The organism is Allobosea sp. RAF48 (assembly GCF_052114025.1).
Classification (GTDB): Bacteria; Pseudomonadota; Alphaproteobacteria; order Rhizobiales; family Beijerinckiaceae; genus Allobosea.
This window is the reverse complement of record NZ_JBFRDZ010000001.1, coordinates 623,606-648,329: the sequence shown is the minus strand read 5'-3', so window position 1 is coordinate 648,329 and position 24,724 is coordinate 623,606. Positions and strand designations below refer to the sequence as shown.

25 protein-coding genes are annotated in these 24,724 nt (G+C 67.1%); 11 read left to right on the top strand and 14 right to left on the bottom strand.

Features of this window, described 5'->3' with window-relative positions; genetic code table 11:
- The first annotated feature begins 189 nt into the window (after positions 1-189).
- Complete coding sequence (gene xseA / locus AB4Z10_RS03125) at positions 190-1,785, top strand: exodeoxyribonuclease VII large subunit (protein WP_441468888.1); 1,596 nt, start codon at positions 190-192, stop codon at positions 1,783-1,785.
- Between the two features lie 3 nt (positions 1,786-1,788).
- On the opposite strand, the gene AB4Z10_RS03120 is transcribed toward xseA, so the two are convergent.
- Complete coding sequence (locus AB4Z10_RS03120; RefSeq protein ID WP_441468887.1) at positions 1,789-2,601, bottom strand: dienelactone hydrolase family protein; 813 nt, start codon at positions 2,599-2,601, stop codon at positions 1,789-1,791.
- 110 nt (positions 2,602-2,711) lie between these two features.
- Between AB4Z10_RS03120 and AB4Z10_RS03115 the strand changes: the two genes are divergently transcribed.
- Positions 2,712-2,933: a DUF2093 domain-containing protein gene (locus AB4Z10_RS03115; RefSeq protein ID WP_441468886.1), complete on the top strand. Its 222-nt coding sequence runs from the start codon at positions 2,712-2,714 to the stop codon at positions 2,931-2,933.
- On the opposite strand, the gene lpxK is transcribed toward AB4Z10_RS03115, so the two are convergent.
- The 5 genes from lpxK to AB4Z10_RS03090 form a co-directional block, all read right to left on the bottom strand.
- Positions 2,905-3,990 carry a tetraacyldisaccharide 4'-kinase gene (gene lpxK / locus AB4Z10_RS03110; protein ID WP_441468885.1) on the bottom strand — a complete coding sequence of 362 codons (1,086 nt, stop codon included), beginning with the start codon at positions 3,988-3,990 and terminating at the stop codon, positions 2,905-2,907. The two genes, AB4Z10_RS03115 and lpxK, sit on opposite strands and share 29 nt — an antisense overlap.
- 45 nt (positions 3,991-4,035) lie before the next feature.
- Positions 4,036-5,340: a 3-deoxy-D-manno-octulosonic acid transferase gene (locus tag AB4Z10_RS03105; RefSeq protein ID WP_441468884.1), complete on the bottom strand. Its 1,305-nt coding sequence runs from the start codon at positions 5,338-5,340 to the stop codon at positions 4,036-4,038.
- On the bottom strand, positions 5,337-6,077 hold the full coding sequence (locus AB4Z10_RS03100) for a lysophospholipid acyltransferase family protein (RefSeq protein ID WP_441468883.1): 741 nt from the start codon (positions 6,075-6,077) through the stop codon (positions 5,337-5,339). The genes AB4Z10_RS03105 and AB4Z10_RS03100 overlap by 4 nt, the downstream gene beginning before the upstream one ends.
- Before the next feature lie 28 nt (positions 6,078-6,105).
- The gene (locus tag AB4Z10_RS03095) at positions 6,106-6,348 is read right to left on the bottom strand and encodes a DUF4170 domain-containing protein (RefSeq protein WP_441468882.1); all 243 of its coding nucleotides are present in this window, start codon (positions 6,346-6,348) and stop codon (positions 6,106-6,108) included.
- Positions 6,349-6,437: 89 nt separating this feature from the next.
- Positions 6,438-7,265: a 3'(2'),5'-bisphosphate nucleotidase CysQ gene (locus AB4Z10_RS03090; RefSeq protein ID WP_441468881.1), complete on the bottom strand. Its 828-nt coding sequence runs from the start codon at positions 7,263-7,265 to the stop codon at positions 6,438-6,440.
- Between the two features lie 248 nt (positions 7,266-7,513).
- On the opposite strand from AB4Z10_RS03090, the gene AB4Z10_RS03085 reads away from it, so the two are divergent.
- Complete coding sequence (locus AB4Z10_RS03085) at positions 7,514-8,035, top strand: DUF6101 family protein (RefSeq protein ID WP_441468880.1); 522 nt, start codon at positions 7,514-7,516, stop codon at positions 8,033-8,035.
- A gap of 44 nt (positions 8,036-8,079) precedes the next feature.
- Here the strand turns inward: AB4Z10_RS03085 and ubiA are convergent, their stop codons facing one another.
- Both ubiA and AB4Z10_RS03075 read right to left on the bottom strand, forming a co-directional pair.
- Positions 8,080-9,051 (bottom strand): 4-hydroxybenzoate octaprenyltransferase, encoded by a 972-nt coding sequence (gene ubiA / locus AB4Z10_RS03080; RefSeq protein WP_441468879.1) that lies wholly within the window; start codon positions 9,049-9,051, stop codon positions 8,080-8,082.
- 15 nt (positions 9,052-9,066) lie between these two features.
- Entirely contained in the window at positions 9,067-9,486 is a 420-nt protein-coding gene (locus AB4Z10_RS03075) for a hypothetical protein (RefSeq protein WP_441468878.1), read from the bottom strand.
- Positions 9,487-9,739: 253 nt separating this feature from the next.
- Here AB4Z10_RS03075 and AB4Z10_RS03070 point away from each other — a divergent pair, with 253 nt between their 5' ends.
- The 3 genes from AB4Z10_RS03070 (at position 9,740) to AB4Z10_RS03060 (ending at position 12,409) form a co-directional block, all read left to right on the top strand.
- Positions 9,740-10,486, top strand: coding sequence for a 16S rRNA (uracil(1498)-N(3))-methyltransferase (locus AB4Z10_RS03070; protein ID WP_441468877.1), 747 nt, complete (start codon positions 9,740-9,742; stop codon positions 10,484-10,486).
- Between the two features lie 270 nt (positions 10,487-10,756).
- Positions 10,757-12,136 (top strand): glutamate--cysteine ligase, encoded by a 1,380-nt coding sequence (locus AB4Z10_RS03065; protein ID WP_441468876.1) that lies wholly within the window; start codon positions 10,757-10,759, stop codon positions 12,134-12,136.
- Positions 12,137-12,232: 96 nt separating this feature from the next.
- Complete coding sequence (locus tag AB4Z10_RS03060) at positions 12,233-12,409, top strand: Flp family type IVb pilin (RefSeq protein ID WP_441468875.1); 177 nt, start codon at positions 12,233-12,235, stop codon at positions 12,407-12,409.
- A 27-nt stretch (positions 12,410-12,436) separates the two neighbouring features.
- Here AB4Z10_RS03060 and AB4Z10_RS03055 read toward each other — a convergent pair whose 3' ends face one another.
- The gene (locus AB4Z10_RS03055; protein ID WP_149130562.1) at positions 12,437-13,318 is read right to left on the bottom strand and encodes a LysR substrate-binding domain-containing protein; all 882 of its coding nucleotides are present in this window, start codon (positions 13,316-13,318) and stop codon (positions 12,437-12,439) included.
- 184 nt (positions 13,319-13,502) lie between these two features.
- On the opposite strand from AB4Z10_RS03055, the gene AB4Z10_RS03050 reads away from it, so the two are divergent.
- Together AB4Z10_RS03050 and AB4Z10_RS03045 are read left to right on the top strand one after the other, a co-directional pair.
- Entirely contained in the window at positions 13,503-13,862 is a 360-nt protein-coding gene (locus AB4Z10_RS03050) for a DUF1127 domain-containing protein (protein WP_441468874.1), read from the top strand.
- A 160-nt stretch (positions 13,863-14,022) separates the two neighbouring features.
- The gene (locus AB4Z10_RS03045; protein ID WP_441468873.1) at positions 14,023-15,912 is read left to right on the top strand and encodes a methyl-accepting chemotaxis protein; all 1,890 of its coding nucleotides are present in this window, start codon (positions 14,023-14,025) and stop codon (positions 15,910-15,912) included.
- Between the two features lie 62 nt (positions 15,913-15,974).
- On the opposite strand, the gene AB4Z10_RS03040 is transcribed toward AB4Z10_RS03045, so the two are convergent.
- The 3 genes from AB4Z10_RS03040 to AB4Z10_RS03030 are packed head-to-tail and all read right to left on the bottom strand — an operon-like array spanning position 15,975 to position 20,171.
- Positions 15,975-16,868: a DUF937 domain-containing protein gene (locus tag AB4Z10_RS03040; RefSeq protein ID WP_441468872.1), complete on the bottom strand. Its 894-nt coding sequence runs from the start codon at positions 16,866-16,868 to the stop codon at positions 15,975-15,977.
- Between the two features lie 22 nt (positions 16,869-16,890).
- Positions 16,891-18,309 (bottom strand): MATE family efflux transporter, encoded by a 1,419-nt coding sequence (locus tag AB4Z10_RS03035; RefSeq protein WP_441468871.1) that lies wholly within the window; start codon positions 18,307-18,309, stop codon positions 16,891-16,893.
- Positions 18,306-20,171: a monovalent cation:proton antiporter-2 (CPA2) family protein gene (locus AB4Z10_RS03030; protein ID WP_441468870.1), complete on the bottom strand. Its 1,866-nt coding sequence runs from the start codon at positions 20,169-20,171 to the stop codon at positions 18,306-18,308. The genes AB4Z10_RS03035 and AB4Z10_RS03030 overlap by 4 nt, the downstream gene beginning before the upstream one ends.
- Before the next feature lie 201 nt (positions 20,172-20,372).
- On the opposite strand from AB4Z10_RS03030, the gene ispH reads away from it, so the two are divergent.
- From ispH to rnhA, 3 genes are all read left to right on the top strand, one after another.
- Positions 20,373-21,344: a 4-hydroxy-3-methylbut-2-enyl diphosphate reductase gene (ispH, locus tag AB4Z10_RS03025; RefSeq protein ID WP_441468869.1), complete on the top strand. Its 972-nt coding sequence runs from the start codon at positions 20,373-20,375 to the stop codon at positions 21,342-21,344.
- Between the two features lie 198 nt (positions 21,345-21,542).
- Positions 21,543-22,508, top strand: a complete 966-nt coding sequence (locus AB4Z10_RS03020; protein WP_441468868.1) for a homoserine kinase — start codon at positions 21,543-21,545, stop codon at positions 22,506-22,508.
- Entirely contained in the window at positions 22,505-22,951 is a 447-nt protein-coding gene (rnhA, locus tag AB4Z10_RS03015; protein ID WP_441468867.1) for a ribonuclease HI, read from the top strand. Before AB4Z10_RS03020 ends, rnhA begins: the two co-directional genes overlap by 4 nt.
- A gap of 61 nt (positions 22,952-23,012) precedes the next feature.
- On the opposite strand, the gene AB4Z10_RS03010 is transcribed toward rnhA, so the two are convergent.
- Positions 23,013-24,035 carry an LLM class flavin-dependent oxidoreductase gene (locus AB4Z10_RS03010; protein WP_441468866.1) on the bottom strand — a complete coding sequence of 341 codons (1,023 nt, stop codon included), beginning with the start codon at positions 24,033-24,035 and terminating at the stop codon, positions 23,013-23,015.
- A 198-nt stretch (positions 24,036-24,233) separates the two neighbouring features.
- Entirely contained in the window at positions 24,234-24,683 is a 450-nt protein-coding gene (locus AB4Z10_RS03005; RefSeq protein ID WP_441468865.1) for a GNAT family N-acetyltransferase, read from the bottom strand.
- Between the last annotated feature and the right edge of the window lie 41 nt (positions 24,684-24,724).

The window sequence follows — 24,724 nt, the reverse complement described above, 5'->3', positions numbered from 1 at the left end:
AGCGAAGCGGAGATCCGGGATCCATGCCTGAGTGCTTCCGATGAAAGTTCGGGCATGGATCCCGGGTCGACCTGCGGCCGCCCGGGATAACCCGCACGAGGCGGGGTGAAATCGTCATGGGCGCAATAGCTGCCCCGCGGCGCGCGGGCAACGCTTCTGCTGCTTCGCCCGTCCCGCTATGGTCCGGCCATGGATCGCGAATCGTCTCTGCCGACCGACAATGCCCCCGAATGGTCCGTCTCGGACCTCTCCGGCGCGCTGAAGCGCACCATCGAGGATTCATTCGGCTTCGTGCGCGTGCGCGGCGAGATTTCCGGCTATCGCGGCCCGGTCGCCTCCGGCCATGTCTATTTCTCGCTGAAGGATACCAACGCCAAGATCGATGCGGTGATCTGGAAGGGCGTGTTCGGCCGTCTGAAGACGCGGCCGCAGGAAGGCCTTGAGGTCATCGCCACCGGCAAGATCACCACCTTCGCCGGCAAGTCGAGCTACCAGATCGTCATCGATTCGCTGGAGCTGGCTGGTGCCGGCGCGCTGATGGCGTTGCTCGAGGAGCGGCGCAAGCGGCTGGCCGCCGAGGGGCTCTTCGCCGAGGAGCGCAAGCAGCTCATCCCCTATCTGCCCGCGGTCATCGGCGTCGTGACCTCTCCGACGGGGGCCGTCATCCGCGACATCCTGCACCGGCTGGAGGACCGCTTCCCCCGCCACGTCCTGGTCTGGCCGGTGAGGGTGCAGGGCGAAACCAGCGCCACTGAGGTCGCCAACGCCATCGCCGGCTTCAACGCGCTGGCGCAGGGCGGGCGCATCCCGCGGCCGGACGTCATCATCGTCGCGCGCGGCGGCGGCTCGCTCGAAGACCTGATGAGCTTCAATGAAGAGGCCGTGGTCCGTGCGGCGGCGGCTTCCGAGATTCCGCTCGTTTCGGCCGTCGGCCACGAGACCGACTGGACGCTGATCGACCACGCCGCGGATTTGCGCGCGCCGACGCCGACCGGGGCGGCCGAGAAAGTCGTGCCGGTGCGGGCCGAGCTGATGAGCTTCGTCTCCGATCTGTCGCGTCGCCATGCCGGGGCGATGCGCCGCCTGTCGGATCGCCGCCGCAGCGACCTCAGGGCGCTCGCCCGCGCGCTGCCGGGGCCTGAGGCGGTCTTGTCCGGTCCGCGCCAGCGGCTCGACCTCGCCGCGACGCGGCTGGCGCCTGCGCTCGCCCGCAATGCTCGCGCGCATGAGTTGGTGCTGCAGGATCTGTCGCGCCGGCTGACGGCACGCTCTCCACGCGTAGCGCTTGCCAGTCTGAGGGCTGAACTCGCAGGTTTCGCACGTGTCCTCGCAAACGCCCGAACGAACGCACTGGAGAAGGAGCGAACACGTATCGCCCATGCCCGCGACCGGCTGGCGACACTGGAAGAGCGAGCGCGCAATGCCTTCGGCCAGAGCCTGGTCCAGCGCCGTGACCGCGGTACGGTTCTGGCGGAGCGCGCCGAGCGCGCCTTCGGGCAGGCGCTGCATCGGCGCACTGACAGGCTCGCCTCGCTCTGGGCGCTGATCCGCTCGCTCGGCCCCGAGGCGGTGCTGTCGCGCGGTTACGCCCTGGTCCGCGACGAGGCCGGCGCGCTGGTGCGCAGTGTCGGAGCGGCCCAGCCCGGGCAGGCTCTCTCGGTCCAGCTCGCAGATGGCAGCTTCGGCGTCACCGTTTCCGGGGGCGGGTCCGGCGGGGCTAAGCCGACGGCGCCGCGTCCGGCCCGCAAGGGGCCGGCGTCCGGCACGCAAGGCGATCTGTTCTGACGATCAGGGCGTGTTGAGGAAGCCGTTGACGCGCTTCAGCGCATCTTCGCGGGCGGCCATATTGGTGCCGACGGTGACCTTGCCGGTGCCGCTCGCGGAATAGGCGATGTTCTCGCGTTCCCGGACCTCGAGACGCGGATGATCGAAATCATGCAGCGCGCCGGGGTAGAGCACGATGCCGACATGCTCGCCGCGCGCCTGCGCCGCCTTGGCAAGGTAGCCGCAGGGCGCCGCCGGGGTCCAGTCGTCGGCGTCCCCCATCAGGATCAGCAGAGGCAGACGGGCCGAGAAGCTCGGGGATTCCGATTGCAGCCGGCAGGCCGGGTAGAAGGCGACGGCGCGCTTGAAGTCGGGTTTACCGTCAGCGGGAGCACGTTCCATGCGGATCGCCGCCAGCACGGTCGAGCCGCCACCCGACCAGCCGAGGAGCGAGATCATGCCCGGCTTGATGTCGCTGCGCTGTTGCAGCCAGACCCGAGCGGCGGTGGCATCGGCCACGCGCTCGCGCCCTGCACGCACCGTCAGATCCTTGACACCGCATTGCGAGCCGAGACCGCGTGAGCCGTAGCTGTCGGGCATCAGCACAGCAAAGCCGGCGGCGGCGAGCCTCTCGCCCCAATCCGTGTGGCGAACCGACAATTGGCCTTGCTCGCGCCACAGACCGCCGCAACCATGCAGGGCGACGACAGCCGGGAACGGGCCAGGGCCTGCCGGGCGGTAGAAAACGCCGGCGAGATGGCCTCCGTCCATCGGAATCGACACGCGCTCATAGCCCGCCGCCAGGGCGGCCGGGGCTGCAAGCAGTGCAAGGCTCATCAGGCACGCCGCGAGGCGCTGGAGACTGGACATCGTCGACCAGAGGGTTATCACAAGCGGCGGAGTATTCCGGCTTTCCGTTTCCCGATCAATGATTTGATGCGAATTTGATGAACATCAGCGAGCGTCTCCCTCCGAGCGGCCCCGAGGCGGTCATCGATTACGGCCCCGGCGAGTTCCGCGTGCTGAAGCCAGGCGCCTTCGTGCGCTGCGCGGTGACCTCGGTGCCGATCCGGCTGGAGGATCTGCGCTATTGGTCGATCGAATGGCAGGAAGCATATTCTACACCGGAAGCCGTGATGCTCAGGCTGCGCCGGGCCGGGCGCGCTTAGTCGCCTCTACGARCAGGCTTTCGATCGGCGCTTGTTCGGCGAAGGTCAGCCGGACGGGCAGCACGACGAGCCGGTCCGCTTCTGCATTGGGCCAGAGGGCGGCGAGCTTGGTCCAGTCCTTCTCGGTCGTCGCGATCAACGCGCCGCGCGTCTTGGCCTCGGCGATGACTTCAGCGACATCGCAATCCGTATAGGGATGGTGATCGCCGAAGGCGCGCTCGGCGACAATGGTGGCGCCGATCTCGCGCAACGTCGCGGCGAATTTCTCGGGCCTCCCGATTCCGGAAAGCGCCAGAACCTCCCGCTCTTTCAGCTGCTGCGCCGCGCTGGCAAGCGGCTCCAGTCGCGCGTCGATGACGGGACGCCCTTGAGAACGCACGGCGGTTGCCACGCGCTGACCTGCCTCGCCTTCGCCGACAACGATCACGGCGTCGACCTTGCCGATCTGCTCCGCAAGCGGAGCCCGCAAGGGGCCGGCCGGCAAGCAGAGCCCGTTACCTACGCCGCTTGCCCCGTCGACCACGGCCAGCCTCAACCGCTTCGCGAGCGCGGGATTCTGCAACCCGTCATCCATGACGATGACGCTGGCGCCAAGCCCGTGGGCCAGCCGCGCCCCGGCAAGCCTGTCGCGGGCGATGACGGTGCGGACATGGCGCGCCATCAATACCGGTTCGTCGCCGACATCGGCAGCGGCGTGCCCGGTTGGGTCGACCTCGACGGGGCCGGCAAGCCGGCCGCCATAGCCGCGCATCAGCACGAAGGGTTTCTCGCCGCACCGCACCAGCATGTCCGCGACGGCGATCGCCGTCGGCGTCTTGCCGGCACCGCCGGCGACGAAGTTTCCGATGCAGATGACGGGAACAGGCAGTTCGGCGCCGGGTTGGCGCATGCGCCGCAGGGTGATTCTGCCGTAAAGCCAGYCGATCGGCCGAAGCAGCGTGGCCGCGAGCGTCGGGCGCGTCTGCCACCAGAAGCGCGGCGCGCTGGAGCCGGGTGCGAAGAAGTGGGAACCGGTTTTTCGCACGAAGCCCCGCTCCGAAGTCTTAGAATCGATCATGATGATTTCGGGTCGCTTCGATCCGAAATGATCGTGACCTTGGCATCAGACCATAGGCTCGCGTTGCTCGAGCGCGGCGCGCATCAGCAACGGCTCGATGGCGTGGAGCGTGCGGTTGAGGGCGCCGCCGAGCTGGCTCGCCGTCTGCGCCGCCGCCCGCGCGGCCTGCCGGGCGCTCGCCGGATCGCTCAGCCAGCGATGCACCGCTCCGGCGAGTGTCTGCGCGTCGGGGACGGAGCGCGAGCCGCCATCCTGGTCGAAGGCCGCGAAGATCTCGGCATTGTTGTGGACATAGGGGCCGTGCAGCAGCGCGCAGCCGAGCTTGGCAGGCTCGATCGGATTATGCCCACCGATGCCCTCGACCAGCGAGCCGCCGAGGAAAGCGACCTGCGACAGCCGGTAGAACAGCCCGAGCTCGTTGACGGTGTCGGCTACATAGAGGTCGACGTCGCGTTCCGGATTCTCGCCGGCGGCCCGGCGCGAGACGGCAACGTCATTAGCTTGGGCCAGCGCCTCGATGTCCGGGCCGCGCTGCGGGTGGCGCGGCGCGATGATGGTCAGGAGCTTCGGCAAGTAGGCCTTGATGGCGAGATGGGCGGCCAGCACCAGCTCGTCCTCGCCGGGATGCGTGCTGGCGGCGATCCAGACCGGCCGGCCGGTGGTCATGCCATCGAGGATGGCGAGCATGCCCGGCTCGGCAGGCGGGGCAGGCACGTCGAATTTCAGGTTGCCGGCGACGCTGACGCGCGGCGCGCCGAGCTGGGCGAGGCGCTCCGCGTCGGCCTGCGACTGCGCAAGGCAGGCCTCGAAGCATGAGAGCAGGAAGCGCGAGGTCTTCGGCATCTTGTACCAGCGCGCGAAGGAGCGCTCGGACATGCGCCCGTTGACCATGACCACCGGGATCGAACGGCGATGCGCCTCGATCAGCAGGTTGGGCCAGATTTCGGATTCGCAGATCAGGCAGAGCTCGGGCCGCCAGTGATCCATGAAACGGCGCATGTAGCGCGGCACGTCGAGCGGCAGATATTGATGGATGACGCCCGCTGGCAGCCGCGCAGCCAGAAGCTTGGCCGAGGTGACCGTGCCCGAGGTGACCAGCACGGCGAGGCCGCGCTTCTGGAGCTTTGCGATCAGCGGCAGCAGCGTCACCGTCTCGCCGACGCTGGCGCCATGCAGCCAGACCAGCGGCTTGTTCGGCCGCTTTACGCTGGGATAGCCGCGTCGCTCCGAAATCCGCTCGGGGTCTTCCTTGCCGCGGCGCTGGCGCATGAGCAGAAGTGCCGCTGCGGCCGGTTCGAGGAGCGCGGTCGTGTAGCGATATGCCCTGAAGATCGCGCCCTTGCCGCTCATGCCGGCGCTCCGGCCGTTCGGTGTTGCTCGCGCAGCCCGGCGCCCGGATCGCGGCTGCCGACGAGCGCGTAGCCGCGGGCGTGGACGTCGTCCAGGCTCGCCTGCAGTGCGAGGCGCGCCTCCTCCTGCGTCGCCTCATCGGCGTCGCGCGCGACCAGGATCGGCTCGCCGACAACGATGGCACAGCGTCCGAAGGGCAGCCCGATCGAGGCACGGTCCCAGCTGTTGAAGTCGATACGGCGGCTGGTGACGACGGCGACCGCGCGGATCGGCCGGCCGGAGGCGCGCGCCAGGGTAATGATGCCCGGGCCGACGACGCGGGCGCGTTTCGGTATGTCGGCGGTCAGCACCATCGTCTCCCCGGCGGCGAGCCGGCGCAGCATGGCGAGGAAGGCGGGGGCCCCGCCCTTCTCGCGGACCTTGTGCCCCGGCCGTGCGCCGGAGCCTCGGATTGCTCCGATCCCGAGTTCGCGCAGCGCCACCGCGTTGAAGCCGCCGTCGCCATGGCGCGAGACCAGCGAGCAGGCCGGCATCCAGTCCGGCCGCGCGAAGGGGATCATGATGTGCTGACCGTGCCACATCGCGAAAATGAGCGGCAGCTCCGGCCGGACGTGATCGTAGACATCAGCCGGTTCGAAGACGATCTTGTTGGTGCGCTGCACGAGGCGCAGATAGCCGGCCAGCAATCGGCCGAGCGTTTCCTGCGCCACGCGCGTCTTGAGGATGGAAAAGCCCATCTGCTTGATGCCGAAAATTTGCGCTGGCTCAGCCCTTGGCTGCTTCCGGGTCGAGAAGACGGTGGAGATGCACGATGAAATAGCGCGTCTGCGCCTGATCGACGGTCTGCTGGGCCTTGGCCTTCCAGGCCATATGCGCACTGGCGTAGTTCGGGAAGACCCCGACGATGTCGAGCTTCGCCAGATCCTTGAAGGTGATGCTGTCGAGCGAGTCCAGTTCGCCGCCGAAAACGAGATGGAGAAGCTGCTTCTGATCCGGTTCCACGCTCATCGATATCTCCTGCGGGGCATGCGCCGCCCCAATAAGCCATCCGGGCCGCGCATGCGAGCCGGCCGGGCGGCTAGCTTCCAAAAAAAACGTCAGGCGGGCTGCGTCCGTCCGTCGCGCAATCGCTCGACCGCGTGCAGCAGCGGGTTCACGAGCGCACCGTTGCTGGCGATCAACATCCCGTGAACGGGGTTGGGGCGGTTATAGGCGACGGATCGTCCAGCCGCATCGCTCAACTGTCCGCCGGCTTCGCTCAGAACCAGATCCGCGGCCGCCAGGTCCCAGTCGCGCGCGTCGGGCGAGATCAGCCCGGCATCGATCGTGCCGTCCGCGATCCGCGTCAGCCTGAGCGCGAGCGAGGGAATTTTGCCCGCGGCCTCGAAATCCTCGGATTGAGCCAGCGCATCGAGCATGGGCTTGGGGCCGGCGATCTTCGCGCCGGCGAGACTGTCTGCCAGTGACGTGCGGATGGCTTCGCCGCTGCGCCTGGCGCCCGCGCCACGCACGGCCGTGTAGGTAGCATCGCAGGCGGGGGCATGGACGATGCCGAGGACCGGCGCCCCCTCATCCAGCAGCGCGACGCAGACCGCCCAGTCGGGCGAGCCGCTCATATAGGCGCGGGTGCCGTCGATGGGATCGACGACCCAGACGAAGCGATGCGTCAGGCGCTGCGCATCGTCGACAGTCTCCTCCGAGAGCCAGGCGGCTTCCGGCAGCAGTGACGAGAGACGTATCCGCAGGAAGGTGTCGACGCCGATATCGGCTTCCGTCACCGGCGAGCCGCCACTCTTGGCCCAGGTGCGTGCCGCTGTCTGTGTACCGGGCCGGAAGAGATCGAGTGCGAGGGTGCCGGCTTCCAGGCAGCTTTCGCATGCCGCCTTCATCAGTTCGGCCGCGATCGGTAGCGTCATTGCACTCATGCCCTTCGTATCGGCCGCGAAAGTCGCTGTTTCAAGCCGAAAATGCGGTCAAGGTGCGAAAGATTCCGTCAAGCATCAGACCGGAAACAGGGCAGTCAGGGCGCTGAAGCGGCGAAAACACCATCCTTTAACCCAACGCCTTAAGCGCTCGGACACGGCTGACGCCCAATCTCGCATGGCAAGCACGAGAGCCCCGGCATCGACAGAGGGCTCCGCTGCGGCAGGGATCAAGAGAGGCGTTATAACCGATGGCCAGCGTCACGCCGGCCGCCGGGGAGGTCGGTTTTGCGCCGCATCTCCTCGGCGGCTCGACAATCACAGCGATCGTTTCCCACAACCCGATGCCGGCCCGCCCGGTCGCGCCGGCGATCGAACGCCTGGCTTCCGTGCGTATCCTGCGCGGCTCGGCCAATTGGCGGGGCGTTGCCCTGCGTCTGGCCAACCCGGCGGGAGACGACGAGCGCTTCGAACTGGCGCTGACGGCCGGCGATGGCCGCTCCATCGTGGTGGCCTGCGCCGACGAGGCCGATGCCGTCGCGCTCTGGCGCGATTTCGGTCGGGCGAGCGGTCTGCCGTTGCTGCTCGAAACCGCCGACGGCGCGGTGAGCGAGCCGTTCCCGCAGATCGGCCGCGTCGCGCTCGGGCCCGTGCGGATCCGGCGCCGTCATGGCCTGCTCAACGGCCGCCGCCCCCGCTTTCTCACACGGCGCAAGACGGGCCGGTTGGCGGAGCTGCCGGACATCGTTTCAGGCGAGAGACTGACCGACTAGGACCGGGATCCGATCAGGTTGAATCAATCCGGGCAGCGCGTGCCCTAGCCGGCCAGAAGCGCGCGGCCGATTGTGTCGAGCGCCAGCCCGGCGGCCAGCAGCAGCCCGGCATTGCGGTTCGAACGGAAGAGCATGAGAGCTTCCGGCGCGCTCGCGCCGGCGATGCGCGCAACCTGCCGACCGAGATGGCCTGCAAAGGCGGCGAGGCCCAGCCAGGCGAAGAAGCCGCCTCCGACGAGCCAGATCGCGATGGCCGTCAATGCCGTCGCCAGCCCGAAGCACAGCGCCACAGCCTCGCGCGTATGATCGCCGAAATAGCGCGCGCTCGACTTGATGCCCGCGATGACGTCGTCTTCGATATCCTGCATCGCATAGATCGTGTCGTAGCCGACCGTCCAGGCGATCGCTGCCGCATAGATCAGATAGGCCGGCGGATCGAGCCGCCCGAACACGGCACTCCAGCCGAGCAGCCCGCCCCATGAGAAGGCGAGCCCGAGCACGAACTGCGGCATGTTCGTAATCCGCTTCATGAAAGGATAGATCGCGACGATGGCGAGCGAGGCGATGCCAAGCACGATCGTGAAGCGGTTGAATTGAAGCAGGACTGCGAGCCCGCCGAGCGACAGCGCGACCATGAACAGCGCCGCCGCCTTGGCCGTCACCTGGCCCGAGGGCAGCGGGCGGCCGCGCGTGCGAGCAACTTCCGCATCGAGTTTGCGGTCGATGATGTCGTTGAAGGTGCAGCCGGCGCCGCGCATCAGGATCGCGCCGATCAGGAAAAGCAGGCAATGCCAGGGATCGGGATAGGGCCGGCCGGCGGCGATCGCGGCGAGCCCGGCCGCCCACCAGCAGGGTAGCAGCAGCAGCCACCAGCCGATCGGCCGCTCGATGCGGGCGAGCTTCAGGAAAGGACGGGCCGCGCGCGGCGCACGGGTATCGACCCAATGGCCCTTGAGTGCGTCGGGGAGGACGGCGTCAGGTCCGGAGGTGGCGTGGAGCGGCAGGGGCTCCGGCATGGCCGCCTCCGCCGGTTAGAGCGCGCCTTGCGGAACACGCATGCCGCCGCCTGCGCCGCTGGTGATCGAATCGGCGCCGCCGAAGGGATTGGCGCCCTGCGCCTGCTGCTGGGCCTTGCGCTGCATCGCGGCCTGCTGCTTCACTGCATTGCAGGCTTGGCTCCGGAACGTCACGACCTTCTGGTTGTCGGTCTTCATGCCGTCGATGAAGGTAGGCGGGATCTGGCACCAGTCCTGGTTGGCGGTCGCGAATTTGATCGCGGCCTCGCCATTGTTGACCAGACGGCCGAAAGTGCTGCAGGCATCCTGCGGCGTCATCTTCTTCTTGGCCTTCTGCGTAGCCTGGAGTTTGGCGACGATCGACTGGCGTTCGGCGAGCAGCTTCTGGATCTGCTCACAGCCGGAAATCTGGGCCTGGGCCGGTGCGGCAGACATGACAGAAGCCACGGCTAGGCCGATCGTCGTCATCACGCCATATGCCAACCCGCGCCGCATGATGTCCCTCTCCAGCTTGCCGGCCGATTTGGCCCGTTCTTAAATATGTCCTTAACAGCAGGCGCTGTTAACGCGAACGACCCTTGCGAGTCTACTCTTCCTATGTCGGGAGCAGCTCGCTGCTAGTTCAAGATTGTGGCGTTTTTCATGCCACTTTCCACAGCCAAGATCAGCCGCGGAGGCGCCTGCCCACATGTCCGATCCCGATTTCGCCCGCCACCGGCTGTTCATCGACCGCTCCTTTGCGCCGGGCGCGACGCTTCCGCTGGAGCGGGAACAGGCGAATTATCTGCTCAACGTCCTGCGCTTCAAGGCCGACGACACCGTGCTCGTCTTCAACGGGCGCGACGGCGAGTGGCTGGCAAGCCTCGTTCCCGAAGGGCGCAAGCAGGCAACGCTTGCGCTCATCCGGCAGGTCAAGCCGCAGCCGCCGGAGAGCGACCTGCACTATCTCTTCGCCCCGCTGAAGCACGCCCGCCTCGACTACATGGCGCAGAAGGCGGTGGAGATGGGGGCCGGGATTCTGCAGCCCGTCATCACACGGCGCACGCAGGTGTCGCGGCTCAATCTCGACCGCATGCGTGCCAATGCAGTCGAGGCGGCGGAGCAGTGCGGCATTCTCAGCCTGCCTGCGGTCGAGGCCGAGAAACCCCTCGAAGCGGCCCTCGCGGGCCTCGCTCCCGAGCGACTCCTGATCTTCTGTGACGAGGGGGCCGATGAGGCGAGCCCGGTCGCGGCGCTGGCCGCGCGGGAGCCTGCCCCTCTGGCGGTGCTGATCGGCCCGGAGGGTGGTTTCGACGAGGCGGAGCGGCGGCTGATCCGCGCGCGTGCCAACACGCTGCCGATCTCGCTTGGCCCCCGCATCCTGCGCGCCGACACCGCGGCCGTCGCCGCGCTCGCCGTCGTGCAAGCTACGCTCGGGGACTGGTCGCGGCGCTGAGCGGAACGTCGTCACTGCTGCGGCGTTTCTATCAGGGAGCGTGCGTGCGCGGGGCTTTGCACGAGGCCGCGCATCCTGCGCCGCGCCTGCTGAAAGCCGGCTCGGCGCTCCGCGGGATCTGCTGCCAGCGCCGGGCGGCCTTTCACGAATGCAAGAGCGGGGTCGTTGTCGAGCGTTCGGCGCTCGCCTATGTCTGTCGTCCCGAACCTGCTGCTCCCGGCTCTCGCCGGCGGACTGCGGGTCATTCATGTCTGTTCTGCCGGAGCGCCCATGGCTCGCGACGTGTCCGATTCGACCCCGATCGGTTCGAAGGATGAACTGATCTCCTGGATCGCCGCCGGCGAGAAACCGGAATCCGCTTTCCGGATCGGCACCGAACACGAGAAATTCCCGTTTTACCGGAGCGATCTCGGGCCGGTTCCCTATGAAGGGCGCGCCGGTGCGGGCGGCATCCGCGCCCTGCTCGAAGGCATGCAGCAGCGTCTCGGCTGGGAGCCTATCGTCGATGACGGCAACATCATCGGCCTCGCCGGCCCCGAGGGCGGCGGCGCGATCTCGCTGGAGCCGGGCGGCCAGTTCGAACTGTCCGGCGCGCCGCTGGAGGACGTCCATCAGACGCAGGCCGAACTCGTCGCACATCTCGACGACGCCAAGGCGGTCGCGGAGCCGCACGGCATCGGCTTCGCCGCACTCGGCGCCTCACCGCTCTGGACCCGCGCCGAGACCCCGGTGATGCCCAAGGGCCGCTACAAGATCATGGCGAACTACATGCCGAAAGTCGGCACGATGGGCCTCGACATGATGTTCCGGACCTGCACCGTGCAGGTCAATCTCGACTTCGCCACCGAGGCCGACATGGTGCGAAAGCTGCGGGTTTCGCTCGCCCTCCAACCCCTCGCAACCGCGCTCTTCGCCTCCTCGCCCTTCCTGGAGCGCAAGCTGAACGGCTTTCAGTCGATGCGCTCCGAGATCTGGCGCGACACCGACAATAACCGCTCCGGCATGCTCGCCTTCGCCTTCGACGAGGGCATGTCGTACGAGGCCTATGTCGACTGGGCGCTCGACGTTCCGATGTATTTCGTCAAGCGTGGCGACACCTATCACGACGTCGCTGGTGCTTCCTTCCGCGATCTGCTGGCCGGCAAGCTGCCGCAGTTGCCTGGCGAACACGCGACCATGTCGGATTGGGCGAACCATCTCTCCACCATGTTCCCGGAAGTCCGACTGAAGCGGTTCCTCGAGATGCGCGGCGCCGACGCCGGGCCGCCCGAGATGCTGGCCGCCCTGCCGGCCTTCTGGGTCGGATTGTTCTATGATCGATCGGCTCTCGACGCCGCCTGGGACCTCGTGAAGGGCTGGAGCGCACAGGAGCGCCAGGCCCTGCGCGACGTGGTTCCGAAGCAGGGACTTGCGGCGACGATTGCCGGTCGCAAGTTGAGTGAAATTGCCGCCGAGGTTCTGGAGTTCTCGCGCGCGGGTCTCGCACGGCGGGCAAGGCAGAATGCCTCGGGCCAGGACGAGAGCGTCTTCCTCGCGCCTCTGCAGGAGATCGTGGCGCATCGGCAGACTCTCGCCCAGCGCCTGGAAGAGCGCTTCCGCTCGGCGTGGAACGGCAAGGTCGAGCCCGTGATGACCGAGCTGGCCGTGTGAGTTCCTGGCCAGGCCGGCGCCGGGAATCGTGATTTCCGGCGCATTTTTCTGCCGAAATTAACCTGTTGGCGGAAATCTCATGCCTAACCTAACGGCATGAAGCAGATCGCTGCCAGCTTTGCCGGACTTCTTCGCGACGAGCGGGGCGCCACCTCGATCGAATACGCTTTCATCGCCAGCCTGGTCTCGATCGCCATCGTCGGCGCCGCCACGCTGATCGGCACGCGCCTCAATGTGCTGTTCGAGGGGATCATTCCAGGCCTGACGAAATAGCCTGCCGGCGACAGGGCAGCTCCCGGCCTATTCCGCCGCCACCTTGAAGCTCGCCAGATTATCCAGGCTCTGGATGATGTGCTCGGCCAGCGCGTTCGACAGCACCGAAGGGTCGAAGCGCGTGCGCAGCAGCCCGATCTTGCACGAGGGCAAAGTGGCGTATCCTTCGGACGGACCGAGGATGCGCATGCCCGGCCTCACCGCGCTTTCCGGCAGCACAGAAACTGCAAGCCCCGCCAGCACGGCCGCTCCGACGGCGGTCGAGTTCCAGCTCGCATAGAGCACGCGGAAGCGGCGCCCCTTCGACTCCAGCGCATCCACTGCCGCCTGGCGCCAGTTGCAGGTCGGTCGACCGAGCGCCAGCGGGAGCGGGTCTTCCTCATGCACGCCGTGGCGCGCCGACGTGACCCAGAGCAGCGGCTCGATCCGAATGATCTCGCCCTGTCCGCGGCTTTCGACATGGGTGATGATGGCAAGATCGATGTCCCCGGTCGCGATGCGTTCCGCCAGCATCGGCGTCGGCTCGCAGACAACCGTGACCTCGGCGCGCGGATTCGAATGGGCGAAGCGGGCGAGAATCTCCGGGAGATAGCGATCGGCATAGTCGTCCGGCACGCCGAGGCGGATGCGGCCCTTCAAATCCGCATCGGCGAAGGAAGCCACGCATTCGAGGTTCAGCCGGACGATGCGGCGCGCATAGTCGAGCAGTCGCTCGCCGTCCTCCGTCAGCTTGGCATGGCGGCCATCGCGTCCGAACAAGGGGCGGCCGACGCGCTCCTCGAGGCGCTTCATCTGCATGGAAACGGCCGACTGCGTCTTGAAGACGATCTCGGCGGCGCGGGTGAAAGACCCGGTATCGGCGATGGCGACGAAGGTCTTGAGCTGATCGGCGTCGAGCACATGAGCCATTGGCGATCCCCATCCACTGCTCATCAATATCAGTGTTGCGAGACATCATAACCATTCGTTTGGCTGATGGCCAGAGCCTCGCTATCGTCCGCCCAGTCTCCGATCTTTCCAGTCAATGGCGCGTCCGGGCCGGACGGAGACGCCGAGCCAACCTTTCCCGTCCGTTCCGTCCCAGGAGGCTGTCATGCTGATCATGACCTTTGTCGCGAAGCCGCTCTCGATCATCTCGTCGGGTGTGACGCGCATCGCCATTGCTGGTTTCGGCGAGATTGCCCAACTCGTGCGCGCCCTCATTCGCCGTCGCCAGGTAATGCGCCTTGCCGAGCTCGACGAGCGCGGCCTCAAGGATATCGGCCTCGTGCGTTCCGATATCGCCGGCGCGCTGGCGACGTCCTGGTACAAGGACCCGTCGGCTGTGCTTCAGGATCGCTCGGAGGAGCAGGCGGGTGCCGCCGCGGCGCGGCGCGAGCACGCCCAGCTCCATGCGCCGACACGGCCGAAGCTGGCCGCCAATGCCGATCTAGCGGTTGCACGCTGCGCCTGACCCCTTGGCAGCAGCGTCCCTGAGGGCGGAAGCTTCATGCTTCCGCCCTTTTTTATGCAATTTTGAACAAATATTGCCCGCAATAACCCAAATTTCATGATTCTGGCGAAACTCTGCCGCGCCGCTCAGATGGCGGCTGCGTCGGATCTGGGCTGTCGGCATGAAATTGTCTCTGCGCCTCAAGGATCTGCGGATTCGCACGAAGATCGCGATCCCGCTCGTTGTCATGGGAATGATTGGATTGGGCACGGCGATCTATGCCGGCCAGGAATATGCCCGTATCCAGAAGACCTATTCGGATTTGATCGACCAGCGCGCCACGGCGATCCTCGACTCGGCGCAGTCGACGCTGGCGACGAGCTACATCCTGCGCGATCTCTACAAGGCGATCGCCTATCCCGAGTACATGAAGCAGAACGCCACCGCGATCGACGATGTGCGCAAGGGTTATGATCTCGCGCTGCAGCAGCTGATGAACGCCAAGATCAGCTTTCCCGAGAAGCATGCCGAGTTCGATGTGCTGGCGCGGCGGATCGCCGAGCTCAAGTCCAAGATCGACGACGTGACCAAGCAGGCGGCGCGCGACGAGGATCTGCCGGCGCTCTCGGTGATGTCGGAGCTGGACCGGGCTTTCGGCGCGATCATCGCCGATGCGGTGAAGCTCAACGGTGAGATCAAGGGCGACACGTTGACGGCTGCGCATGCGCTCGACGCCGAGGCCAAGCAGCTCGATTGGTTGATGCTGATCCTGACCGTCGTCGGCACGCTGGTAGGCCTGGCCGGCGCGATGCTGCTCGCCCGCTTGTCGATCACCAAGCCGCTCGATCAGCTCAAGGCACGGATGGCGGATCTGGCCGCAGGCAACTACGCAGTCGAGATCGAAGGCCACGCCCGGCGTGACGAGCTCGGCGCGATGGCGCGGACCGTGCAGGTCTTCAAGGAGAACGGCCTCGCCGTGCAGCGCCTCGAGGCGGAGACGGCTGAGAACCGCGAAGTCTCGGAAACGCAGCGCCGCATCGTCGAGCAGGAGCGCGCCGCCCACTCGCAGGAGCAGGAGCGCCTTGCCGCCGAGCAGCGCCAGGTGATGGACGCGCTCGCCGAAGGACTCGACCGGCTATCACGCGGTGATCTCACCTGCCGCATCGATGCCGAACTCGCCGCTGAATACGAGAAGCTGCGCGACGACTTCAATCTTGCTGTCGGCCATCTCGCCGAGACGATCCGGACGATTCAGGAGACGTCCGGCGATGTCGGCAACGCGGCGCTGGAGATCAACACCGGCGCCGACGACCTCTCGAAGCGCACCGAGGAGCAGGCTTCCTCGCTGGAGGAGACAGCCGCGACAACCGAGGAACTCGCGGCTTCCGTCAAGGCTTCCGCTCACTCCTCGCAGCAGGCGGTCGCGCTTGCGGACGAGGCGATGGACGTCGCGCGCAAGGGCGGTGCCATCGTCCAGAACGCGGTCGATGCTATGGCCCGCATCGAGACGGCCTCGCGCAAGATCTCGGACATCACCAGCGTGATCGACGAGATCGCCTTCCAGACCAATCTTCTGGCGCTCAATGCGGCGGTCGAGGCAGCGCGCGCCGGCGACGCCGGCAAGGGCTTCGCCGTCGTCGCCTCCGAGGTCCGCACGCTCGCCCAACGTTCGGGCGCAGCGGCCAAGGACATCACCGCGCTGATCACCGAGTCGGGTGCGGAGGTGGCGCAGGGCGTCGGCCTCGTCCGCTCGGCGGGCGCCGCACTGGAGCGCATCGTCGAGGCCTCGGGCAAGGTATCGGCCACGGTCTCGGAGATTTCGGCTGCCGCGACCGAGCAGGCCTATGGCATCGACGAGATGAGCCAGGCCGTTGCCCATATGGACGAGATGACCCAGCAGAACGCGGCGCTCGCAGAGGAGAGCGCGGCGTCCGCCACGGCCCTGGCCAGTCAGATCCAGCGCCTCAACGATCTCGTTGCCAGCTTCCGGACGCGCGACGACCTCGTGGAGCTGCGCAGCATGGCTGCCGCTATGGCGGCACAGGCCGGCGAGGAGCGTCGGCGCGCCTGACGCTTGCGCGATCAGGCGGCCGGAGCGGCTTCCTGTTCCGCTTCGTCGTCAGCCGTTCTGCTTCAGCGGCGTCCCTGGTTGCCGCCGAGCATGGCGTCCAGGATCGACTTCAGCGCGTTCTGGTGCTCGTCCTGGATCTGGCGGCCGTGCTCGAACATCTGGTTGAGCGCGTCGAGTCCGATCGAGCCGGGACCTGGAGGCGAAGAGGAGGGGGATGCCTCCTCCGGCTCCGGTTCGGGGGCAGGCGCGCGGCGGGGCGGGGCGCTCCGCGGCGCGGGGGCGGGCTCAGGCTGCGAGGCAGCTGCGCCGCCGAACATGCTGCCGAGAATCTGGCCGAGCGCGCCGCCGAAGGGGTCGGTCGGGTTGGCTTGAGGATTGGCCTGGGGCTGGGCCCCCGCCTGGCCGAACATTCCCTTCAGGATCGCTTCGAACGGGTTGGCCGGCATCTGCGGCTGCTGCGGCGGCGGGGGCTGCATGCCCGGCATCTGGCCGCGCATCATCTCGGCGAACTGGCCGAGAATGCCGCCGAGCCCCTCATTGCTGCTCGATTTGGAGAGGCCGCCCATCAGCATCGCGGCAATGACCGGGAGCATTTGCTTCAGGATTGCCTGGCTGACCCCGCTGGTCGCTGCCGCTTGCGCTGCGATGGCCTGGCTGACCTCGCGCGAGCCGAAGAGCTGGCTGAGCACATCGTTGCCGGCCGATTGCGCGCCGGTGGGAATGCCGCTTCCGGCAGTCTCGAAGAAGCGGGCATAGGGCGAGGCCGTCATCATCTGCGCCAGCGCGCCGAAGGCGAAGGGGTCCTGCGTCTGCCGCTGCAACCCCATCGAGAAGGCCGGCAGCAGCGCATCGAGCGCGGCCTGGGTCTGCTGCAGGCTCAAGCCGTATTGCTGGGCGAGATTCGGCACCGCTCGGCCGTTCTGTGCCGATTGCATGATATCGAACAGATTCATCATGGACGCCTCCCCAGGCCGGCATTCAGTTCCGTGCCTGAGTGGACGATAGCAGGGTGTCCTTGTCTGGCAAATCGAGGGTAGCCCGCCGTTGCAGGGCCTCGCGCTCCAGCCGGGCGATGCCGCGATAGGCGAAGATCAGCGCGAGCACGCCGAAGGCGACCGCGCCCAGCGCCGAGCCCGCCAGCGCACCCTTCGGCCCGGCGATCTGTGCGCCGAGGAAGGCGAAGGGCATGGTGCCGAGCGTGGCGCGGCCCCAACTGAACAGGGTCGACAGGAACGGCATGCCGAGATTGTTGAAAGCGGCGTTGGCGACGAAGAGCATGCCGACGAAAAACCACATCGGCCMTGCGATCAGGCAGAAGAACTCGACCAGCTCCGCCGTCAGCCCCACGGCGTGGAAGGCGGAGACGATGACGCCGCGCAGCGAAAGCAGCAGCAGCCAGGAAACCAGCACGCAGCCGGCCGCGAAGATCGCCGAATCCGTCAGGCCGCGTCTCATCCGGTCGAAGCGCCCGGCGCCCCAGTTCTGGCCGAGGATCGGGCCGACCGCGCCCGAAAGCGCAAACACCGCGCCGAAGGCGACCGGCACCAGCCGGTCCATGATCGCGAGCGCCGCCACCGCCCCGTCGCCGAAGCGGGCGACGACGCCGGCGAAGACGGCGTTGGCTATCGGGTTGGAGAGGTTCGTCAGGATGGCCGGCCCGGCAATGGCGAAGGTCCGGGCACTGTCCTGGCGAATCCAGCTCAGTCGCGGCCGGGCCATCATGCCATGAACGACGACGGTCGCGTGGAAGCCGATCGCGACGATGATGATACGCGCCAGCACGATCGCGATCGCCGCGCCGTCCGGCCCGAGCCCGAAGCCGAAGATGAGCAGGGGATCGAGCCCGGCCGTGGCGATGCCGCCGCCGAGCGTCACGAACATCGCCCGGCGTGCATCGCCGATGGCGCGCAGCACGCCGGAGAAGCCCATGCCGATCGCCATCAGCACGTTGGAGGGCAGGGTGATGTGCAGGAAGGAGAGGGCGACGGCGTAGGATTGGTCATGCGCGCCGATGGCACGCAGCAACCAGGGCAGCAGCGGCAGGGCGGCAAGCGACAGCACCAGCGCGACCAGCGCCATCAGGACCATGGTCGAGGCGGCGATGCGCCGCGCGCCCTCGCGGTCACCGGCGCCGATGCTGCGTGAGGTCAGGGCGGCTACCGCGATCATCAGCCCCACATTCACCGAGACCATCAGATAGAGCACGATGGTGGCGAAGCCGACGCCGGCCGTCGCCTCCGGCCGCCCGAGCCAGGAGACGTAGAGCAGCGACAGGAGATCGACGACGAAGACGGCCATCAGGCCGATCGAACCCGTCGCCGTCATCACGGCGACGTGGCGCATCAGCGGGCCTTCGACAAAGATCGCCTGAGCCGGCCGGGAGGAGGCGCTGGTCACCGTTCCGGCTCTCCGACGCCGCCGACCGAGACCTCGGCCCCGCCATCGGCGATGACCTGCTCGGTCTCGGCATTGAGGGCCTTGGACTTGCCCTTAGGCTTGACGATGGGCTCCGGCGTCACGCGCGGCACGCGGTTCAGTGCGGCGGCGATGCCTTCGTGGAACTGGATTTCCATGCGCTGGGCGTCCCGATCACGCACATGGTCGATCACGAAATCGGCCTCGTCGCGGCTCAGACCCAGGGTTTCGAGCGTGACGCGGCCGAAGCCGAGCGCCGATTCGAAGGTCTCGCGCATCTGGTAGTCGACATTGGCCTTCATCAGCTCGATCGAATGGATGCGGTCGAAGGCGCGCACATGCACGCGCACATGCGGGAACTCGGCCTTGACCATCTCGACGATGCGCAGCGCGGCGTCCTTGTCGTCGATGCAGACACAGATCACCTTGACCCGGCCGGCGCCGGCGGCGCGCAGAACGTCGAGGCGCGTGCCATCGCCGTAATAGACCTTGAAGCCGAAGCGGGCGGCGGCCCTGATCTGCTCGACGTCGGAATCGATCACGGTGATGTTGATGTGCTGCAGGAGCAGCGCCTGCGTCACCACCTGGCCGAAGCGGCCGAAGCCGACCACCATCACCTGGCTGTCGCTGATCCCGTCGAAATCCTCCTCCATCGTCTCCGGCGTGACGCGCGAAAGCAGCACCGCATCGATCAGCTTGGCGACGATCGGGCCGAGCAGCATGCTGATCGCGGCGAGCGCAGTCGCCATCGCCGCCTGCGACGGCGTGAGCAGCCCCTGCGCCAGGCCGAGCGGCAGCAGGACGAAGGCGAACTCGCCGGCCGGCGAAAGCAGCGCGCCGGCCCGGATCGCCTCCAGCCAGGAGGAGCAGGAGATCCGCAGGATCGAGGTGACGACCGCGATCTTGAACAGCACCAGCAGTGGCGCCGCCACCGCCAGCAGCATCCAATTGGACGCGACCAGCTTGAGGTCGAGCGACATCCCGACCGCCATGAAGAAAAGACCGAGCAGCACGCCGCGGAACGGCTCGATATCGGCTTCGAGCTCGTGCCGGAAATGCGAGTCGGCCAGCATCACGCCGGCCAGGAAGGCGCCCATCGCCATCGACAGGCCGACATGCTCCATCAGCAGTGCCGCACCGAGCACGATCAACAGGGCGGCCGCCGTCATCACGTCCTTGGCGCCGGTATTGGCGAGGATGCGGAAGAATGGGTTCAGCACATAGCGCCCGGCCAGGATGATCGCGATCAGCGCGCCGAGCGCGATGCCGAGGCTGGCGAGCGCGCGCATCGGGGTGCCGGCCTGAGCACCGCCGGTGGTGGCGAGCAGGGGAAGCAGCGCCAGCACGGGCGCAATCGCCATGTCCTGGAACAGCAGGATCGAGAAAGTGCGCCGGCCATAGGTCTCGCTGCTGTCGCCCCGTTCTGCGAGCTGCTGCAGCGCGATCGAGGTGGCGGAGAGCGCCAGTGCTACGCCGACCGCGACAGCGCCCGCGGCGGACAAGCCAAAATACCAGCCGAAGAGACCGATGCCGGCGGCGCTGAGCGCCATCTGCGCGAGGCCCGTGCCGAGAATGTCCTTGCGCATCGAATAGAGGCGCGCCGGTTGCAGCTCGAGACCGACCAGGAAGAGCAGCAGCACCACGCCGATCTCAGCCGTGCTGCGGATGGCGTCGGGGTCCTTGATGACGCCAAGGATCGAGGGGCCGATCACGATGCCGGCCGCGAGATAGCCGAGCACCGCCGATTGCCCGAGCTTGCGGAACAGCGGAACGGCAACCACCGCCGCGGCGCAGAAGGTCAGGATCGGCGGCAGGAAGCTGACATGCGAAGTGGCGTCGGCCATACGGAACTCGTGATCGGAAACGGGCGTGGGATGGCCTGGTGCGGTGCTGCAGAGCGGGCGGCCATGGCTCTATCTAGGCTCTCGGCGCCGAGACTGCGAGAGGCAATCGACAGGTCTGCCGAGCCCGCACCGCTTCGCTTCCTTGACATCGCCGCCATCCCGCCGAAAGAAGGCCGGCACCATCTGGAGTTCTTTCCGCGCGTGACCAAGCCGCCGCTCGACATCCTGCTCTGTGCCCCGCGCGGCTTCTGCGCCGGGGTCGTGCGTGCCATCGACGCGGTCGAGAAGGCGCTCGCCCTGCATGGCGCGCCGGTCTACGTCCGCCACGAGATCGTCCATAACAAATACGTCGTCGAATCCCTGAAGCGTAAGGGCGCGGTTTTCGTCGCCGAGCTGGACGAGGTGCCCGACGAGACGCGGCCCGTGATCTTCTCCGCCCATGGCGTCGCCAAGGCGGTCCCGGCGGCGGCGAAGGCGCGCAATCTCTTCGCCATCGACGCCACCTGTCCGCTGGTGACGAAGGTGCATCGCGAGGCGGAGGTCCATCACAAGCGCGGCCGCCACATCCTGTTGGTCGGCCATGCCGGCCACCCCGAGGTCATCGGCACGATGGGCCAGCTCCCCGAGGGTGCGATCACGCTGATCGAGACGCTGGAGGATGTTGCCTCATTGACGCCGTCGACCGGCCAGCCGCTCGCCTACGTCACGCAGACCACGCTTTCGGTGGACGATACGCGCGAGATCGTCGAGGCGCTGCAGGCCCGATTCCCGGAGCTGATCGCGCCGCATAAGGAAGACATCTGCTACGCCACGACCAACCGCCAGGAGGCGGTGAAGCACGTCGCCCCGCAGGTCGACGGGTTGATCGTGGTCGGCTCGCCCAATTCCTCGAACTCGCAGCGCCTGCGCGAGGTGGCCGAGCGCGCCGGCTGCCCGGTCGCGCGGCTCGTCCTGCGCACCGACGAGATCGACTGGTCGGTCTTCGGCAACATCCGCAGCCTCGGCATCACCGCCGGCGCGAGCGCGCCCGAGGTGCTGGTCGAGGAAATCATAGATGCCTTCGCCGAGCGCTACGAGGTCCGCGTCGAGACCGTCTCGACCGCCGACGAGAACGTCTTCTTCCCGCTGCCGCGCGAGCTGCGCGGCGAGGCGGCGCCGACCGCGGCCGAATAACTCCAGCAGAAGCATTTTCGAGCGAAGTGGGTGCCGGTTCGCGTGAAGAAAATGCGATAAACCAACTAGAGCATTGCGCGAAAAAGTGGGTGCCGGTTTTTCGCAGAAGCAATGCTCTAAACTTTTAGAATCGATCACGTTTTTCGCATTTTGACGGTTTCGTCAAAATGCGACGTGATCTAGCAAGAGAGCCTGATCTTGGCCGTCTATACCGAAGTGCCCGATGACGAGATGGCAGCCTTTGTGGCGCGCTATGGCATCGGCGACCTGCTTTCCGCAAAGGGCATCGCCGAGGGCGTCGAGAATTCGAACTACCTGCTGCACACCACCCAGGGTGCCTATATCCTCACCCTCTACGAGAAGCGGGTGAACCCGGAGGATCTGCCGTTCTTCCTCGAGCTGATGCAGCATCTCGCTGCGCGCGGGCTGATCTGCCCGCAACCGGTTCAGGATAGCCGCGGCGAGATGCTCGGTCGCCTTGCCGGGCGTCCGGCCGCGATCGTCACCTTCCTCGACGGGCTTTCCGTTCGCCGCCCCACCGCCGCCCACTGCCAGGAACTCGGCCGCGGCCTCGCCCTGCTGCATGAGGCTGGTGCGGATTTCACGATGGAGCGGGTCAACGCGCTGTCCGTGCCCGGCTGGCGACCGCTGGCGCATCAGGCGGGCCCTGATGTCGACAAGGTCTCGCCGGGCCTCGCACGCCGGATCATGGCCGAGATTGCGGTGCATGAGGCGAGCTGGCCCAAGGACCTGCCGCGCGGCGTGATCCATGCCGATCTCTTCCCCAACAACGTCTTCTTCATCGGCAGCCGGCTGTCGGGCCTGATCGACTTCTATTTCGCCTGCACGGATGCCTATGCCTACGACCTGGCGATCTGCCTGAACTCCTGGTGCTTCGAGGCCGATGGCTCGTTCAATCTGACCAAGGGACAGGCGCTGCTCGCCGGCTACGAGACAGTTCGTCCGTTGAGCTTGGTGGAGATCGAGGCGCTGCCGCAGCTCTGCCGCGGTTCGGCCCTGCGCTTCCTGCTCACGCGCCTGGTCGACTGGCTGAACGTGCCGCCGGGCGCGCTGGTTAAACCGCATGATCCGCTCGAATACGACCGCAAGCTCGCCTTCCACCAGCGCGTCGTCGATGCCCGCGAATACGGGCTGAAGCGGTGAGCGATACTGTCGAAGTCTGGACCGACGGGGCCTGCTCGGGGAACCCTGGACCTGGCGGCTGGGGGGCGATCCTGAGCTATAACGGCGTCGAGAAGGAGCTTTCCGGCGGCGAGGCGCAGACCACCAACAACCGCATGGAGCTGATGGCGGCGATCGCGGCGCTGGAGGCGCTGAAGCGGCCCTGCACCGTCGCGCTGCATACCGATAGCCAGTATCTGCGGCAGGGCATCACCGGCTGGATCCATGGCTGGAAGAAGAACGGCTGGAAAACGGCCGACAGGAAGCCGGTGAAGAATGTCGAGCTCTGGCAGCGGCTCGAGACCGCGCTCGGCCGCCACAAGATCGAATGGAAATGGGTCAAGGGCCACGCCGGCGACGAGATGAACGAGCGCGCCGACGCGCTGGCGCGCGCCGGCATGGCGCCGTTCAAGTCGGGGCGGTAGCGGCTCATCGAAGAGCGATCCTTGCGGCCTCGACGCGGCGTCGCGGCTCGGACGATCTTCCTCAGCGCCAGCCGAGCGCCGGTGCGACGTGCTTCAGGATCGCCTCGATCACATGGGCGTTGTAGTCGACGCCGAGCTGGTTCGGCACCGTCAGCAATAGCGTATCGGCTTCGGCGATCGCTTCGTCCTTGCCCAGTTCCTTGATCAGCTTGTCCGGCTCGTCCGCATAGCTGCGCCCGAAGATGGCGCGGGTATTCTCGTCGATGAAGCCGATCTGGTCGTCGCTCTGGTTGCCGCGGCCGAAATAGGCGCGGTCGCGGTCATCGACCAGCGCAAAGATGCTGCGGCTGACAGAGACGCGCGGCTGGCGAGCATGGCCGGCCTCCTTCCATGCCTCGCGATAGGCGCGGATCTGCTTCGCCTGCTGGATGTGGAACGGCTCACCCGTTTCGTCGTCCTTCAGGGTCGAGCTCTGCAGGTTCATGCCGAGCTTTGCCGCCCAGATGGCGGTGGCGTTCGACCCGGCGCCCCACCAGATGCGCTCGCGCAGGCCCTCGGAATGGGGCTCGAGCCGCAGCAGGCCGGGCGGGTTGGGAAACATTGGACGTGGGTTCGGCTCGGCGAAGCCCTGGCCGCGCAGCATGTCGAGAAAGACCTCGGCATGGCGCCTGCCCATATCGGCGTCGCTTTGGCCCTCGGCCGGTTCGTAGCCGAAATAGCGCCAGCCATCGATCACCTGTTCCGGCGAGCCGCGGCTGATGCCGAGCTGGAGCCGTCCGCCGGCGATGAGGTCGGCCGCGCCGGCATCCTCAGCCATGTAGAGCGGGCTTTCGTAGCGCATGTCGATCACGGCGGTGCCGATCTCGATGCGCTTCGTCCGGGCGCCGATCGCGGCCAGCAGCGGGAAGGGGGAGGCGAGCTGCCGGGCGAAATGGTGGACGCGGACATAGGCGCCGTCGAGGCCCAGCTCCTCCGCCGCCACGGCGAGATCGATCGATTGGAGCAGCGCATCGCCGGCCGAGCGCGTGCCGGACTGCGGCGAGGGCGCCCAATGGCCGAAGGAGAGAAAGCCGATCTTCTTCATGACGCGCCTGTCGCTGGCTGCGGGCGCGAGATGCGCCCCGCAAGGGGACAGCTCGGCGGGCGCCGCGAAGCGGTTCCGCTCAAGCCTGCTCCCAATATAGGCGCTGGCATGGCCGTTGCGATTGCGCCGATGCACGCGCGCCTGTGCGTCTATGCAGCACAGCGTGCGTCAGCTCACGCGATGACGGCCGACCGCTCGTCACGCCAGCGGCTGGCGGTAGACGATGAAGCCCGACTTGTCGGCGACCTTGTTGTAGAGTTCCTGCGCCTGCAGGTTCGACTCATGCGTCTGCCAGTAGACGCGGAAGCAGTTCTTCGCGCGCGCCATCTCGTTCACGGCCTCGATCAGCTTGCGCCCGACGCCGGTGCCGCGCGCCTCCGGCACCGTGAACAGATCCTGCAGATAGCAGATATTCCGTTCACTCCAGGTCGTGCGGTGGATCACCCAGTTGGTGATACCGAGCGCCTTGTCGCCCTGTAGCGCGATGAAGCCGCCCATCGGCTCCTGACCGCCGGTCAGCCGTCCGAAGGTGATCTCGTCGAGCTCTGGTGGCAGCGTCGCCTTGTAGAAGGTCAGATAGCCCCGCCAGAGCGGCGTCCAGGCAGCGCGATCAGCGGCTTCGAGCGGGCGGATGGTGATATCAGGCATGCAGTCTCTCCTCCAGGGCGGAAGCTAGCCGGCGGTCTCGG

Bases quoted from the DNA above. Each gene is read 5' to 3' on its own strand.
- xseA (WP_441468888.1), top strand. From the start codon at position 190: ATGGATCGCGAATCGTCTCTGCCGACCGACAATGCCCCCGAATGGTCC.
- AB4Z10_RS03120 (WP_441468887.1), bottom strand. From the start codon at position 2,601: ATGAGCCTTGCACTGCTTGCAGCCCCGGCCGCCCTGGCGGCGGGCTAT.
- AB4Z10_RS03115 (WP_441468886.1), top strand. From the start codon at position 2,712: ATGAACATCAGCGAGCGTCTCCCTCCGAGCGGCCCCGAGGCGGTCATC.
- AB4Z10_RS03105 (WP_441468884.1), bottom strand. From the start codon at position 5,340: ATGAGCGGCAAGGGCGCGATCTTCAGGGCATATCGCTACACGACCGCG.
- AB4Z10_RS03100 (WP_441468883.1), bottom strand. From the start codon at position 6,077: ATGGGCTTTTCCATCCTCAAGACGCGCGTGGCGCAGGAAACGCTCGGC.
- AB4Z10_RS03095 (WP_441468882.1), bottom strand. From the start codon at position 6,348: ATGAGCGTGGAACCGGATCAGAAGCAGCTTCTCCATCTCGTTTTCGGC.
- AB4Z10_RS03090 (WP_441468881.1), bottom strand. From the start codon at position 7,265: ATGAGTGCAATGACGCTACCGATCGCGGCCGAACTGATGAAGGCGGCA.
- AB4Z10_RS03085 (WP_441468880.1), top strand. From the start codon at position 7,514: ATGGCCAGCGTCACGCCGGCCGCCGGGGAGGTCGGTTTTGCGCCGCAT.
- ubiA (WP_441468879.1), bottom strand. From the start codon at position 9,051: ATGCCGGAGCCCCTGCCGCTCCACGCCACCTCCGGACCTGACGCCGTC.
- AB4Z10_RS03075 (WP_441468878.1), bottom strand. From the start codon at position 9,486: ATGTCTGCCGCACCGGCCCAGGCCCAGATTTCCGGCTGTGAGCAGATC.
- AB4Z10_RS03070 (WP_441468877.1), top strand. From the start codon at position 9,740: ATGTCCGATCCCGATTTCGCCCGCCACCGGCTGTTCATCGACCGCTCC.
- AB4Z10_RS03065 (WP_441468876.1), top strand. From the start codon at position 10,757: ATGGCTCGCGACGTGTCCGATTCGACCCCGATCGGTTCGAAGGATGAA.
- AB4Z10_RS03060 (WP_441468875.1), top strand. From the start codon at position 12,233: ATGAAGCAGATCGCTGCCAGCTTTGCCGGACTTCTTCGCGACGAGCGG.
- AB4Z10_RS03055 (WP_149130562.1), bottom strand. From the start codon at position 13,318: ATGGCTCATGTGCTCGACGCCGATCAGCTCAAGACCTTCGTCGCCATC.
- AB4Z10_RS03050 (WP_441468874.1), top strand. From the start codon at position 13,503: ATGCTGATCATGACCTTTGTCGCGAAGCCGCTCTCGATCATCTCGTCG.
- AB4Z10_RS03045 (WP_441468873.1), top strand. From the start codon at position 14,023: ATGAAATTGTCTCTGCGCCTCAAGGATCTGCGGATTCGCACGAAGATC.
- AB4Z10_RS03040 (WP_441468872.1), bottom strand. From the start codon at position 16,868: ATGATGAATCTGTTCGATATCATGCAATCGGCACAGAACGGCCGAGCG.
- AB4Z10_RS03030 (WP_441468870.1), bottom strand. From the start codon at position 20,171: ATGGCCGACGCCACTTCGCATGTCAGCTTCCTGCCGCCGATCCTGACC.
- AB4Z10_RS03010 (WP_441468866.1), bottom strand. From the start codon at position 24,035: ATGAAGAAGATCGGCTTTCTCTCCTTCGGCCATTGGGCGCCCTCGCCG.
- AB4Z10_RS03005 (WP_441468865.1), bottom strand. From the start codon at position 24,683: ATGCCTGATATCACCATCCGCCCGCTCGAAGCCGCTGATCGCGCTGCC.